Origin of the sequence: Hansschlegelia sp. (assembly GCF_035538955.1) — a bacterium.
Lineage (GTDB): Bacteria > Pseudomonadota > Alphaproteobacteria > Rhizobiales > Methylopilaceae > Methylopila.
Genome location: NZ_DATLJK010000008.1, coordinates 138,831 through 152,371, shown reverse-complemented (window position 1 = coordinate 152,371; position 13,541 = coordinate 138,831). Strand labels below are relative to the sequence as shown.

Genomic DNA, 13,541 nt, shown 5'->3' with positions numbered 1-13,541 from the left:
AGCGGCGTTAGCCGCCCCGGGCGGCGATCGCCTCGTGCCAGGCGACGGCGCGGCGCGCCATGCCGATGTGCTGGCGCTCATACATCCGGCCTTCGACCCGGATCGCGCCGCGCTTGGCGTTCTCCGGCAGGTCGAAGGCCGCGATCACCTTGCGGGCGCGCTCGACCTCCTGGAGGGAAGGCGCGAAGCAGGTGTTCGCCGGCTCGATCTGGTTCGGGTGAATGATGGTCTTCCCGTCGAAACCGAGATCGCGGGACTGCCGGCATTCCTCGCGGCAGCCCTCGACGTCGTCGAGGTCGTTGAACACGCCGTCGAGGATCGCGAGGCCCTCCGCGCGCGCCGCCGCGAGCGCGAACATGATCCAGGGCATCATCGGCGCGCGGCCCTTCACGATCTGCGCCCAGGTGTCCTTGGCGAGATCGTTGGTGCCAAGCACGAGGCAGGACAGCCGGCAGCCCGGCACGGTCCTGCGCGAGGCGGCGACCTCCTTGATGTTGAGGATCGAGGCCGGGGTTTCGATCATCGCCCAGACGGCGATGCTCTCGGGCGCGTCGAGCGCCTCGAGCCGGTTGGCGATGCTCTCCAGAACGGCCGGCGAATTCACCTTCGGCATCAGGATCGCGTCCGGCCGCGCCTCGATCGCAGCCTTCAGGTCCTCCTCGCCCCAGGGCGTCTGCGGGGCGTTGACGCGGATCACGATCTCGCGGTCGCCATAGCCGCCGGCCTTTACCGCAGCGCACACTTGGTGGCGGGCAAGTTCCTTGGCGTCCGGGGCGACGGCGTCTTCGAGGTCGAGGATCAGCGCGTCCGCAGGCAGCTGTCTGGCCTTCTCGAGAGCGCGCTGATTCGAGCCCGGCATGTAGAGCACGCTGCGGCGGAGACGGAGATCGGCCATGTGAAAGCGTCCGTTCGATTGACGACGCCGATCACCTAGCAAAGTTTTTGCGCGTGCGAAGCCCCGCCTATGGCAGGACCCAAAAAGCGGTCAGGCGCCGCGACGCGCCGGATCGTTCTTGAGGGCCGTCCGCACGAAGGAGGTGACGGCCCAGACGCCGAGGCACAGGCCGATCGCCTCAAACGCGTAGGCGGCGTACTCGCCAAGGCCGAGGAAGCCGGCGATCGCCCACCCGCCGGCGACCGAGGCCGCGATCGTCTGGGTCGCGATCAGGATCGTCGCCGAGGCGAGCGTGACGATCCTGGCGAGGCCGCTCGAGGGAACCTGATCGGGCGCGTCGGACACGGGGAGCATGCTCCAGAGAGAGCGGCGGAGAGCCGCCGGGGCCGTCCTTTTAGCATGGCGGCGGCGTGCGTCGAGGCCTGCGGGTTGCTCCCCGCGGGCCGGGCCTATAGGCCTTGCGCCTTCTTCGACAGCAGGACTTGATCGCTGATGGAAGCAGCCCGTTCGGATCGCGGCGTCGTCGCCGCGCCTCATGCGGCCGCCGCCGAGACGGGGCGCGCGATTCTCGCCGAGGGCGGCAACGCCTATGAGGCGATGACCGCCATGGCGGCGACCATCGCGGTCGTCTACCCGCACATGAACGCTATCGGCGGCGACGGCTTCTGGCTGGTGCGCGAGCCGTCCGGCGAAGTGCGCTACATCGAGGCCTGCTGCCGCGCCGGCTCCCGCGCCACCATCGCGTTCTACCGCGACCGTGGCCGCGACGTGATTCCGCCGCGCGGCGCCATGTCGGCGCTCGCCGTGCCGGGCGCGATCAACGGCTGGCGGCTCGCGCTCGAACTCGCAGCGGCCGCGCGCGGAAGGCTGCCGCTCGACGTGCTGACCTCGGACGCGGTGCGGCTCGCCCGTGAGGGGACGCCTTTGTCGCGCAGCCAGGGCCGCACCAAGCCGAAGGCCTGGGAGGATCTGGTCGAGGCGCCGGGCTTCCGGGAGACCTTCATGCGCGAGGGCAAGCTGCTCGCCGCGGGCGAGATCCTCGTCCAGGCCAAGCTCGCCGATACGCTCGAGCATCTGACGCGCGCCGGCCTGAAGGATTTCTACGAGGGCGACATTGCTCGCGAGATGGCGGCCGATCTCGACCGAATCGGCGCGCCGGTGTCGCGCGAGGACTTCGCAGCGCACCGCGCGCGCCTGCTGCCGCCGCTCGAGATGCGCATTCGCGGCGGGACCATCTACAACGCGCCGCCGCCGACCCAGGGCCTCGCCTCGCTGATCATCCTCGGCGTGCTCGACCGGTTGACGCTCGCCGAAGACGGCAGCGTCGGCTTCGTGCACGCGGTAGTGGAGGCGACCAAGCGCGCCTTCCGCATCCGCGATCATGTCTGCGTCGACCATGACCGCGTCCCGGTCGACCCGCAGAGCTTCCTCACGCCCGAGCGGCTCGACCGCGAGGCCGCGGCCATCGATCTCGCGCGCGCCGCGCCGTTCCCCACGCCGAAATTCGACGAGGGCGACACGGTCTGGATGGGGGCGATCGACGCCGAGGGCAGGGCGGTGAGTTACATCCAGAGCATCTTCTGGGAATATGGCTCCGGTTGCGTGCTGCCGGGGACCGGCGTGCTGATCCAGAACCGCGGCGCCGCCTTCTCGCTCGATCCGGAAGACCGCAACCCGCTCGCGCCGGGCCGCCAGCCGTTCCACACGCTGAATCCGCCGCTCGCCGTCATGGACGACGGCCGGGTGATCTCCTACGGGACGATGGGCGGCGAGGGGCAGCCGCAGACCCAGGCGATGACGTTCGCGCGCCATGTATGGCTGAAGCGCTCGATCGAGGACGCGCTGTCGGCGCCGCGCGTGCGGCTAGGCCGCTCCTGGGGGGAGGACGACGCCTCGCTCAAGTACGAGCCGCGCTTCGACGGCGAGACGCTCGACCGGCTGGCCGCCATGGGCCATGAGCTCTCGGCGTTCGAGGAAGGCTTCAGCGACGAGGCGGGCCATGCCGGCATGATCGTGCGCGACGCCGCGGGCCGGATCGAGGGCGCGCATGACCCGCGCTCCGACGGCGGCGCGCTCGGCGTCTAGGCGCGCCGGCGGAACCGGAATGGCCCCCATGGAGACGATCCTCACCAATGCGCGCCTGGTCCTTGAGGACCGCGTCGCGACCGGCACGCTCGTGCATGCGGACGGGCTGATCCGGGACGTCTCGGAGGGGCTCTCACGTGCGCCCGGCGCCGTCGACCTTGAGGGCGACCTTCTGGCGCCGGGGCTGATTGAGGTCCACACCGACAATCTCGAGAAGCATTTCGTGCCGCGGCCGGGCGTGATCTGGCCGAATCCGCTCGCGGCGGCGCTGGTGCACGACATGCAGATGGCGGCGGCCGGCGTCACCACCGTCTGCGACGCCGTCTGCGCCGGCGGCTACGACGCCGACAATGATTATCGCCGGGCGATCTTCCACGACATGGTCGCGGCGATCGAACGCGGCGTCGCGGAAGGCGTGTTCCGTATCGATCACAGGCTGCATCTGCGCTGCGAACTCAGCGACCCGAACTTCGCCGAGGACGTCGCTCCGCATGTCGCGCGGCCGCTGGTGGCGCTCGCCTCGCTGATGGACCACACGCCGGGCCAGCGGCAGTGGCGCAACGTCGCCGATCTCAAGCGCTTCATGGCGGGAGAGGGGCTCCGCGGGGCCGACGCCGACGCGCTGCTCGCAAAACGCATCGCAATCGGCGCGGACGCCTCGGCGGCGAACTGGCCGCACGCCGTAAGGCTGTTCCGCGAGCAGGGCATCCCGCTCGCGAGCCATGACGACACCACCGTGGAACATGTCCGGCAGGCGGTCGCGGCCGGCTGCGCGATCTCGGAGTTTCCGACCACGCTCGAAGCCGCGCGGGCGGCGCGCGCCGCGGGGCTCGGAACGGTCGCCGGCGCGCCCAACGTGGTGCGCGGCGGCTCCCACACCGGCGGGGTCGCAGCCGAGGAGCTCGCGCGCGCCGGCCTGCTCGATGCGCTCTCCTCCGACTACGTGCCGGCGAGCCTGCTGCAGGCGGTCGAGCGGCTGACCCGCTCGCCCGGGCTGCCGCTCCACGAGGCCTTCGGGCTGGTGACCGCGCGGCCCGCGGCGATGCTCGGCCTCGCAGATCGCGGGCGCCTGGCAGCCGGGCTGCGGGCGGACCTGGTCCAGCTGCGCTTCCTCGACGGGACGCCGGTGGTCAGGAGCCTCACGGTCGCCGGACGCCGCGCCTTATGAACGCGGCCCGCTATGCGATCTACTATGCGCCCGCGCCCGAGAGCCCGCTCTGGGGGTTCGGCTCCGACGTGCTCGGCTATGACGCCGCCACGGGCGCCACGCGCTTGCCCCTCGCGCCGGCGGGTTTTTCGCCGGAAGACTGGCTGCGGCTGACCGCGCAACCCCGCCGCTACGGATTTCACGCCACCCTGAAGGCCCCGTTCCGGCTGGCCGAAGGCGCGACAGAGGACGACCTGGTGGCGGCCGGGCGGGCCTTTGCGCGCAAGCGCCGCGGCTTCGAGCTCCCGGAACTCGCCGTGCGGCCGATCGAGACCTTCGTGGCGCTGACGCCGAAGGAGCCTTCCGAGGCGCTCTCGGGGCTCGCCGCCGCCTGCGTCGAAGCCTTTGAGCCGTTCCGCGCCCCGCACTCCCCGGAAGAGCTCGCGCGGCGCCGGCTGGCGGGGCTGACGGAGCGCCAGCAGGCCAATCTCGATCGCTGGGGCTATCCCTACGTGTTCGAGGATTTCCGGTTCCACATGACGCTGACCGGCAGCCTGCCGGAGGCGCGCGTGCCGGCGGCCGTCGACGGCCTCGCCGCGCTCTACGCCGAGCAGGTCGGCGCTGCCGTCTCGACGGTCAAGGCCGTGACGCTCTATGTAGAGGAGGCGCTCGAGGACGGCTTCAGGATCGTGGACCGGTTCGTCTTCGGAAGCTGACGGAAGGGGAAGCGGGCATGATCGCCGTGATCTTCGAGGTGACGCCGCACGAGGGCCGCGCCGCGGACTATTTCGCCATGGCGGCGGCGCTGAAGGCCGAGGTCGAGCAGGCCGACGGCTTCATCTCGGTCGAGCGGTTCGAAAGCGTCACGCAGCCCGGCAAATTCGTGTCGCTGTCGTTCTGGCGCGACGAGGAGGCGCTGAGGAAGTGGCGCGCGCACGCCCGGCATCAGAACGCGCAGAAGGCGGGGCGCGGCGAAGTGTTCGCCGACTACCGGCTGCGCGTGGCGTCCGTCGTCCGGGACTACGGCATGGACGCGCGCGCCGAGGCGCCGGAGGACTCAGTCGCCCTGCACGGCTGAGCCGGCCTCTGCGAAGGGCAGTCCCTCGAAAAGGTCGATGGAAGCGAGCCGGCAGCCGATCTCGGGCAGCTCGATCACCGCGCCGAGCTCGTCATGCGTCCGCATCGCCATTGAGCGCCTTCGCGCACATAAAGCGTGATCTGCGGCCTGTGGTGTCGAGCAGCAGAATATAGGCGAGCGACGGGACGGTCTTGTATTCCTCGAGCTTGCGGAACCGGTCGAGGTTCATCGTGGAGGGCGACAGCACCTCGGCGCGCCCGTCATCGCCTTCAGCGGCAGGACAGGCAGCCCGTCGACGAGCTCGAAATTCTGCTCCTGATCCTGCTGCCAGACCAGAAACTCGTCCGCCGTCATGGCTTCAGCTCGGCTCGCCCATCCGCAGCTCCCGTCTCTCGGGCCCTTCTAGCACGGCCCATGCGGACGGCGGAGGCGCTCGCCGTGACAGGCGCGTCCGCGAGCCCTATCTAGCGGCTCGCGAAACAGAGAAATTCCGATGAACGCGCCCCTGCCTGCCGGCGACGCCCGCGCCGTCCGTCTCCCGATCGATCATCCGCCCGTGAAGGTCGGCCGCATCGGCGTGCTGCTCGTCAACCTGGGCACCCCGGACGGGACTGACTATTGGTCGATGCGGCGCTACCTCAGGGAGTTCCTGTCGGACCGGCGCGTGATCGAGACGCCGCGGATCATCTGGTGGCCGCTGCTGAACGGGATCATCCTGACCACCCGGCCGGGCCGCAAGGGCAAGGATTACGCCTCGATCTGGAACCGCGAGCGCGACGAGAGCCCGCTCAGGACGATCACGCGCAGCCAGGCCGAGAAGCTCGCCGCGAGCCTCGCCTCGGCCGCGCCGAAGCTCGTGGTCGATTGGGCGATGCGCTACGGCAATCCGTCGATCGCCTCGCGGATCGAGGCGCTTCAGAAGGAAGGCTGCGACCGCATCCTGCTCGTGCCGCTCTACCCGCAATACGCCGCCGCGACCTCGGCGACCGTGTGCGACAAGGCGTTCGACGCGCTCAAGGCGATGCGCTGGCAGCCGGTGCTGCGCGTCGCGCCGCCCTGGGCTGACGACCCCGTCTATATCGACGCCGTCACGAGCGCGCTGAAGAAGGAGCTGGCGAAGCTCGCCTTCGAGCCGGAGATCATCCTGGCCTCGTTCCACGGCGTGCCGCAGTCCTATCTGGCCAAGGGCGACCCGTATCACTGCCAATGCCAGAAGACTGCGCGGCTGATGCGTGAGGCGCTCGGGCTCGACGACAGCCGTTTCCGGATCACCTTCCAGTCGCGTTTCGGCCCGGAGGAGTGGCTGAAGCCCTACACCGACAAGACCGTCGAGGCGCTCGCCAAGGAGGGCGTGAAGAACCTCGCTGTGGTAATGCCGGGCTTCACCGCCGACTGCCTTGAGACGCTGGAGGAGATCGCCGGCGAGAACGCCGAGATCTTCCATCACAATGGCGGCGAGAACTTCGCCGCGATCCCGTGCCTCAACGATTCCGAGGAGGGCATGCGGGTGATCGAGCACGTCGTCCGGCGCGAGCTGATGGGCTGGATCTGAGCCCCGCGGCCGCGCTGCGGCGCTGATCGTCCGACACGAGGACGTCATCGGGCGGGCGGCTTGCCTTCGGGCGGCCCGTGGCGCCTCATGCGGCGAAGCAGGGGGAGCGAGCCATGCCGTTGTCGGGCTTCGACATCGCCGCCATCGTCGTCGCGGCGCTGGTGATCTTCGTCATCTTCGCCGGCGTCAAGACGGTGCCGCAGGGCTACAACTACACGGTCGAGCGCTTCCAGAAGTATACCCGCACGCTGCGCCCCGGCTTGACCCTGATCATCCCGTTCATCGACCAGATCGGTCGGCGGATGAACATGATGGAGCAGGTGCTCGACATTCCGAGCCAGGAGGTGATCACCCGCGACAACGCCTCCGTGCAGGTCGACGGCGTGGCCTTCTACCAGGTGGTCGACGCGGCCCAGGCGTCCTACGAGGTCACGAACCTCGAACGCGCCATCATGGCGCTGACCATGACCAACATCCGCTCGGTGCTGGGCTCGATGGACCTCGACCACGTGCTGTCGCAGCGCGACGAGATCAACACGCGCCTGCTGCACGTGGTGGACGCGGCCGCTTCGCCCTGGGGCGTCAAGGTCACGCGCATCGAGATCAAGGACATCACTCCGCCCGCCGACCTTGTCGCCTCGATGGGCCGGCAGATGAAGGCGGAGCGCGAGAAGCGCGCCTCCATCCTGGTGGCGGAGGGCGCCAAGCAGGCGCAGATTCTCGAGGCGGAGGGGCGCAAGGAGGCGGCCTTCCGCGACGCCGAGGCGCGCGAGCGGTCGGCGGAAGCCGAGGCCAAGGCGACGACGTTGGTGAGCGAGGCGGTGGCGCGCGGCGACACAGCCGCGTTGAACTACTTCATCGCCCAGAAATATGTCGAGGCGCTGAAGAGCATGGCGACTTCGCCCAACCAGAAGACTTTCGTGCTGCCTTATGAGGCGACCGCGCTGCTCGGCTCGCTCGGCGGCATCGCCGAAATCGCGCGCGACGCGCTCGGCCGCGCGGCGCCGGGCCCGACGGAGCGGCCCGTGCGGCAGCGCGGCAGCGTGCCGGCGAGCGGATCGGTCCCGCCGGGGCCGGAGAGCGCCTGAGCATGCTCCCGAACGTTGTCGTCGCGCTGGGCGCCTGGCGCTGGTTCGTGTTCGGCCTGCTGCTGCTGACGGCGGAACTGATCATCCCGGGCAGCGTGCTGCTGTGGCTCGGCATCGCGGCGATCCTGGTCGGCTTCGTGGCCTTCCTGTTCGATCCGGGCTGGCAGATCGAACTGGTGGCCTTCGCGGTGCTTGGGCTCGTGGCCGCGATCGCCTGGTGGCGCATCGGCCGACCCCGCGACGAGCCAAGCGACGAGCGGCCCATGCTGAACCGGCGGGCCGAGCGCCAGATCGGCAGGGTGTTCACCCTCGAGGCGCCGATCGCCGGCGGCGACGGCCGGGTCAGGATCGACGACACGTCGTGGCGGATCTCCGGGCCGGACCTGCCGTCCGGCACGCGCGTCAAGGTCGTCGCGGTCGACGGCGCCACCCTGCTGGTGCTTCCTGAGGTCTGACCGCGCCTCCTAGAGGTCGAACCGCACGCCCTGCGCGAGCGGCAGGGCGCCGCCGAAATTGATCGTGTTGGTCGCGCGCCGCATGTAGGCCCTCCAGGCGTCCGAGCCGGACTCGCGGCCGCCGCCGGTGTCCTTCTCGCCGCCGAACGCGCCGCCGATCTCCGCGCCGGACGGGCCGATATTGACGTTGGCGATGCCGCAGTCGGAGCCGCGGGCGGACAGGAACAGCTCCGCCTCGCGCAGATCGTTGGTGAAGATCGAGGACGACAGGCCCTGGCCGACGGCGTTGTGCAGCCGGATCGCCGTGTCGAGCTCCGAATGGCGCATGACGTAGAGGATCGGCGCGAAGGTCTCCTGCAGCACCGGTCCGGCCTGCTCCGGCGCTTCGACCAGCGCAGGCCGGACATAGAACGCGTCCGGATCTTCAGTCTCCACGCGCTCGCCGCCATAGACCACGCCGCCGGCGGTCTCCGCGACGGCGAGGGCGGCCCGCATGTCCTCGAACGCCGCGCCGTCGATCAGCGGCCCGACCAGCGTCCGCTCGTCCAGCGGATTTCCGACCGCGACGCTCGCATAGGCGGCCTTCAGGCGCCGCAGCAGAGCGTCATAGACCGCGTCGTGCACGAACAGCCGCCGCAGCGTGGTGCAGCGCTGGCCGGCCGTGCCCATCGCGGCGAATGCGACGGCGCGTACGGTCAGGTCGATGTCCGCCGAAGGACAGACGATCGCGCCATTGTTGCCGCCGAGTTCGAGGATCGCGCGCGCGAAACGGCCGGCCAGGCGGGGCGCGACGGCGCGGCCCATCTGGGTCGAGCCGGTGGCGGAGACGAGCGGAACCGCCGGATGGTCGACCAGCGCCTGACCCACGTCTGGACCGCCGACCAGCACGCTCGACAGGTTTTCGGGCGCGCGCGCGAAGCGGGCGGCGGCGCGTTGGAAGAGCGCCTGGCAGGCGAGGGCGGTGAGCGGCGTCTTCTCCGACGGCTTCCAGACGATCGGGTTCCCGCAGACGAGCGCGAGCGCCGCGTTCCAGGCCCAGACCGCCACGGGGAAGTTGAAGGCCGAGATGATCCCGACCGGGCCGAGCGGGTGCCAGGTCTCCATCATGCGGTGGCCGGGGCGCTCGCTCGCGATGGTGAGCCCGTGAAGCTGGCGCGAGAGGCCGACCGCGAAGTCGCAGATGTCGATCATCTCCTGGACCTCTCCGAGGCCCTCGGAAAGTATCTTGCCGCACTCGATGGTGACGAGCCCGCCCAGCGCCGCCTTGTGGACGCGCAGCTCCTCGCCGAACAGCCGCACCAGCTCGCCGCGGACGGGGGCCGGCGTGTCGCGCCACGCCGGGAAGGCGCGGTGCGCGGCCGCGATCTTCGCCGCGGCGTCCGCCGGGCCGTCCTCGGCGACGCGGCCGATCGGTCGCCCGTCGATCGGCGAGCGCACCTCGAGAGTTCCATCCGCCGGCGGCGCGGCGCCGAGCGCCACGAGCAGCGTTTCGGTCTCGACGGCGAGCGAGGTGCGGAGCGTCATCGCTCTCCCATATCAGGAGAGCGGGGCCGCGCAGAAGCGGGCCCGCAAGACGAGGGCCATCGCATGCAGAAGTCCTTCCCGGCCGGGAGGCCCTTTGCGGACTTCGTGGAGCTGCCCGAGCGCGGGCCTCTGCGCGCCGCGATCACGGCCGCGAACCTTCGCCCGGAGCCGGATTGCGTGCCGCCGCTGATCGAGGCGGCGCGTCTTGCGCCCGAACAGATCGCTGCGGCGCAGGCGACTGCCGGCCGTCTCGTCGAGGCGTTGCGCGCCAAGCGCTCCTTCGAGGGCATGGAGGGGCTGATCCACGAATTCTCGCTGTCGAGCCAGGAGGGCGTCGCGCTGATGTGCCTGGCCGAGGCGCTGCTGCGCATCCCGGACGCCGCGACGCGGGATGCGCTGATCCGCGAGAAGATCGGTCGCGGCGACTGGCGCGCGCATCTCGGCCACAGCCCGTCGCTGTCCGTGAACGCCGCCACCTGGGGCCTGCTGGTCACCGGCCGGCTGGCCGCGCCCGCCGAGGATGCGACTCTTTGGGGAGCGCTGAAGCGGCTCGTGGCGCGCGGCGGCGAGCCGCTGGTGCGGGCGGCGGTCGACCTCGCGATGCGCCTGCTCGGGGAGCAGTTCGTCACCGGCCGCACGATCGAGGAGGCGCTGGGTCGCGCCCGAAGACGCGAGCGCGCTGGCTTCCGGCATTCCTTCGACATGCTGGGCGAGGCGGCGCTGACCGCCGCCGACGCGCAGAACTATTTCGAGGCCTATCGAGAGGCGATCGGCGCGATCGGTCAGGAGGCTGCCGGCCGCGGTTGGCGCGAAGGGCCGGGCATCTCGATCAAGCTGTCCGCCCTGCATCCGCGGTACCAGCGCGCGCAACGCGGCCGGGTGATGGCGGAGCTCGTCCCGCGGCTTACGGCGCTCGCCCGGATGGCGCGCGATGTCGACATCGGCCTCAACATCGACGCCGAGGAAGCGGACCGGCTGGAGCTGTCGCTCGACGTGTTCGAGGCGCTCTGCCTCGACCCGGAGCTCGCCGGCTGGGACGGGGCCGGATTCGTGGTGCAGGCCTACATGAAGCGCGCGCCTTTCGTGATCGACTGGCTCGCCGATCTCGCCCGGCGCTCGGACCGCCGGATCATGACGCGTCTAGTCAAGGGCGCCTATTGGGACAGCGAGATCAAGCGCGCGCAGACGCTGGGGCTCGCGGACTTCCCGGTCTTCACCCGAAAAGTCCACACCGACGTCAGCTTCCTCGCCTGCGCGCGAAAGATGCTGGCGGCGGGCGACGCGCTCTACCCGCAATTCGCCACCCATAATGCGATGACGCTCGCCTCGGTGCTCGAAATGGCCGGGCGCGACAGGCCGCCGGAGGACTACGAGTTCCAGTGCCTGCACGGCATGGGCGAGCCGCTCTACGAGGAGGTCGTGGGCCCGGCGAAGCTCGGAAGGCCGTGCCGCATCTATGCGCCCGTCGGCGACCATGAGACGCTGCTCGCCTATCTGGTGCGGCGGCTGCTCGAGAACGGCGCGAACTCCTCCTTCGTCAACCGCATCACGGACGAGACGGTCCCGCCGGCGGAACTGCTCGCCGACCCGGTCGCGGCGGCGCGCGCCGTTTCACCGGTCGGCGCGCCGCACGAGGCGATCGCCGCGCCCGCCGATCTGTTCGCGCCCGAGCGCGTGAACGCGGCGGGTCTCGACTTTTCGGACGAGCGCGCTCTCGCCGGTTTGGCCGAGGGTCTCGACGCCAGCGGACGCGCGGACTGGTCCGCAGCCCCTGCGGCCGGGGAGGGGATGCCCCGGCCGGTCCGCAATCCGGCCCGGCCCGACGACGTCGTCGGCCATGTGGCGGAGGCCTCGCCCGCGGCCGTCGTCGAGATGCTCGACCGGGCGGAGCAGGCCGCGACGCGCTGGCCCGAGAGCCCGCCGATGGTCCGGGCGGCCATTCTGGAGCGCGCCGCTGCGCTGATGGAGGCGCGGCGCGGCGAACTGATCGGCCTCATCGTCCGCGAGGCGGGCCGCACAGCGCCGAACGCGCTCGCCGAACTGCGCGAGGCGGTCGACTTCCTGCGCTATTATGCGGGCCAAATCCGCGGCTGGTCGGAAGCCGCGCACCGGCCGCTCGGGCCCGTCGTCTGCATCAGCCCGTGGAATTTCCCGCTCTCGATCTTCACCGGACAGGTCGCGGCGGCGCTTGCGGCCGGCGACGCGGTTCTGGCCAAGCCCGCCGAGGAAACGCCGCTGACGGCCGCCGCTGCGGTCGCGCTGCTGCACGAGGCGGGGGTCCCGAAGGACGCGCTGCAGCTCGCTCCGGGTGGCGGCGAGGTCGGTGCGGCGCTGGTGGACGATCCGCGCGTGCAGGGCGTGCTGTTCACCGGCTCGACCGAGGTCGCGCGGCTCATCCAGAAGCAGCTGTCGCGGAGGCTCGGGCCGAACGGCGCGCCGGTTCCGCTCATCGCCGAGACGGGAGGGCAGAACGCGCTGATCGCGGACTCCTCGGCGCTGCCCGAGCAGGTCGTGACGGATGCGCTAGCCTCCGCCTTCGACTCCGCCGGCCAGCGCTGCTCGGCGCTGCGGGTGCTGTGCCTGCAGGAGGAGGTCGCGGACCGGCTTCTCGGCATGCTGAAGGGCGCGATGGCGGAGCTCGCGGTCGGCGATCCCGCCAGGTTGGCCACCGACGTCGGACCGGTGATCTCCGGGGAGGCGCGGCGGACGATCGAGGCGCATGTCGAGGCCATGCGCCAGCGCGGCTTCGTGGTCACCCGCGCGCCGCTGCCGGGGGATTGCGCGGCCGGGACTTTCGTGGCGCCGACGCTGATCGAGATTCCGCGGGTGTCGGAGCTGCGGCGCGAAGTGTTCGGACCGACGCTGCACGTCGTCCGCTACGCCCGCGACCAACTGGACGAACTGATCGACGAGCTCAACGCGACCGGCTACGCGCTCACCTTCGGGCTGCACACCCGGATCGACGAGACGATGACCCGCGCCCTGGCCCGGATCGCGGCCGGCAATGTCTACGTCAACCGCAACATCATTGGCGCGGTGGTGGGGGCTCAGCCCTTCGGCGGCCATGGGCTGTCGGGAACCGGGCCGAAAGCCGGCGGGCCGCTCTATCTGCGGCGGCTGCTCGCCTGGACGGTGCCGGATCCGGAGCTCGTCGGCGAGGCGGCCCCGGCCGCTGACCCTTGGGCGCAGTGGCTGTTCGAAGCCGGCTTCGAGGACGCCGCGGCGCGCTGCCGTCGGCTCGCGGCGCGCTCTCCGCTCGGGCTCAGCCTGAAGCTGCCTGGCCCGGTCGGCGAACAGAACGTCTATGAGCTCCGCCCGCGCGGCGCGCTGCTGTGCCGCGCGCGGAGCGCCGAAGCTCTGTTCGTCCAGATCGGCGCCGCGCTCGCGACCGGCAATGTCGCGCTGGTCGACGCGCCGCCGCAGGTCGAGGCGCTGCTCGACGGCCTGCCCGAGGATCTTTCAGCCGTCGTGCGCCTCGCGCGGTTGGACCGGTCACGGCCGTTGGCCGCAGCTCTTGTCGAGGATCAGCCGGAGGAGACGCTTGCGCTGCTGCGCGAGATGGCGGCCCGGCCCGGACCTGTCACGCCGGTCCATGTGGTCCCGGCCCCGGCGGGCGACGACGCGATCGGGCTCGAATGGCTCGTGGCCGAACGCAGCGTCAGCGTGAACATCGCGGCGGTAGGCGGCGACGCGAGCCTGATGTCGCTCGCGCCCTGA

Annotated in this window: 13 protein-coding genes; 8 read left to right on the top strand and 5 right to left on the bottom strand. The window is 71.0% G+C overall.

Annotated features, from left to right (window positions below):
• Window positions 1–7: 7 nt before the first annotated feature.
• Together VM780_RS03965 and VM780_RS03960 are read right to left on the bottom strand one after the other, a co-directional pair.
• Window positions 8–895 carry a CoA ester lyase gene (locus VM780_RS03965; protein ID WP_325445354.1) on the bottom strand — a complete coding sequence of 296 codons (888 nt, stop codon included), beginning with the start codon at window positions 893–895 and terminating at the stop codon, window positions 8–10.
• Window positions 896–985: 90 nt separating this feature from the next.
• Window positions 986–1,240 carry a hypothetical protein gene (locus VM780_RS03960; protein WP_325445352.1) on the bottom strand — a complete coding sequence of 85 codons (255 nt, stop codon included), beginning with the start codon at window positions 1,238–1,240 and terminating at the stop codon, window positions 986–988.
• A gap of 147 nt (window positions 1,241–1,387) precedes the next feature.
• On the opposite strand from VM780_RS03960, the gene VM780_RS03955 reads away from it, so the two are divergent.
• From VM780_RS03955 to VM780_RS03940, 4 genes are read left to right on the top strand one after another with little or no spacing between them, the layout of a single operon-like run.
• Window positions 1,388–2,980, top strand: coding sequence for a gamma-glutamyltransferase family protein (locus VM780_RS03955; RefSeq protein ID WP_325445350.1), 1,593 nt, complete (start codon window positions 1,388–1,390; stop codon window positions 2,978–2,980).
• A 19-nt stretch (window positions 2,981–2,999) separates the two neighbouring features.
• Window positions 3,000–4,148, top strand: coding sequence for an alpha-D-ribose 1-methylphosphonate 5-triphosphate diphosphatase (locus VM780_RS03950; protein WP_325445348.1), 1,149 nt, complete (start codon window positions 3,000–3,002; stop codon window positions 4,146–4,148).
• Window positions 4,145–4,843, top strand: a complete 699-nt coding sequence (locus tag VM780_RS03945; protein ID WP_325445346.1) for a DUF1045 domain-containing protein — start codon at window positions 4,145–4,147, stop codon at window positions 4,841–4,843. The genes VM780_RS03950 and VM780_RS03945 overlap by 4 nt, the downstream gene beginning before the upstream one ends.
• 17 nt (window positions 4,844–4,860) lie before the next feature.
• Window positions 4,861–5,205 (top strand): antibiotic biosynthesis monooxygenase, encoded by a 345-nt coding sequence (locus tag VM780_RS03940; RefSeq protein ID WP_325445344.1) that lies wholly within the window; start codon window positions 4,861–4,863, stop codon window positions 5,203–5,205.
• Here VM780_RS03940 and VM780_RS03935 read toward each other — a convergent pair.
• Both VM780_RS03935 and VM780_RS03930 read right to left on the bottom strand, forming a co-directional pair.
• The gene (locus tag VM780_RS03935) at window positions 5,185–5,316 is read right to left on the bottom strand and encodes a hypothetical protein (RefSeq protein ID WP_325445342.1); all 132 of its coding nucleotides are present in this window, start codon (window positions 5,314–5,316) and stop codon (window positions 5,185–5,187) included. The genes VM780_RS03940 and VM780_RS03935 overlap by 21 nt on opposite strands.
• Entirely contained in the window at window positions 5,297–5,452 is a 156-nt protein-coding gene (locus VM780_RS03930; protein ID WP_325445340.1) for a hypothetical protein, read from the bottom strand. The genes VM780_RS03935 and VM780_RS03930 overlap by 20 nt, the downstream gene beginning before the upstream one ends.
• A 246-nt stretch (window positions 5,453–5,698) precedes the next feature.
• Between VM780_RS03930 and hemH the strand changes: the two genes are divergently transcribed.
• The 3 genes from hemH (at window position 5,699) to VM780_RS03915 (ending at window position 8,300) form a co-directional block, all read left to right on the top strand.
• Complete coding sequence (hemH, locus tag VM780_RS03925; protein ID WP_325445339.1) at window positions 5,699–6,757, top strand: ferrochelatase; 1,059 nt, start codon at window positions 5,699–5,701, stop codon at window positions 6,755–6,757.
• Between the two features lie 113 nt (window positions 6,758–6,870).
• Complete coding sequence (locus VM780_RS03920) at window positions 6,871–7,845, top strand: SPFH domain-containing protein (protein ID WP_325445337.1); 975 nt, start codon at window positions 6,871–6,873, stop codon at window positions 7,843–7,845.
• A gap of 2 nt (window positions 7,846–7,847) precedes the next feature.
• Window positions 7,848–8,300, top strand: coding sequence for an NfeD family protein (locus tag VM780_RS03915; RefSeq protein ID WP_325445335.1), 453 nt, complete (start codon window positions 7,848–7,850; stop codon window positions 8,298–8,300).
• 9 nt (window positions 8,301–8,309) lie between these two features.
• Here the strand turns inward: VM780_RS03915 and VM780_RS03910 are convergent, their stop codons facing one another.
• A complete protein-coding gene (locus tag VM780_RS03910; protein ID WP_325445333.1) occupies window positions 8,310–9,824 on the bottom strand; it encodes an aldehyde dehydrogenase family protein in 1,515 nt (504 codons plus the stop codon).
• A gap of 63 nt (window positions 9,825–9,887) precedes the next feature.
• On the opposite strand from VM780_RS03910, the gene putA reads away from it, so the two are divergent.
• The gene (gene putA, locus VM780_RS03905) at window positions 9,888–13,541 is read left to right on the top strand and encodes a bifunctional proline dehydrogenase/L-glutamate gamma-semialdehyde dehydrogenase PutA (protein WP_325445331.1); all 3,654 of its coding nucleotides are present in this window, start codon (window positions 9,888–9,890) and stop codon (window positions 13,539–13,541) included.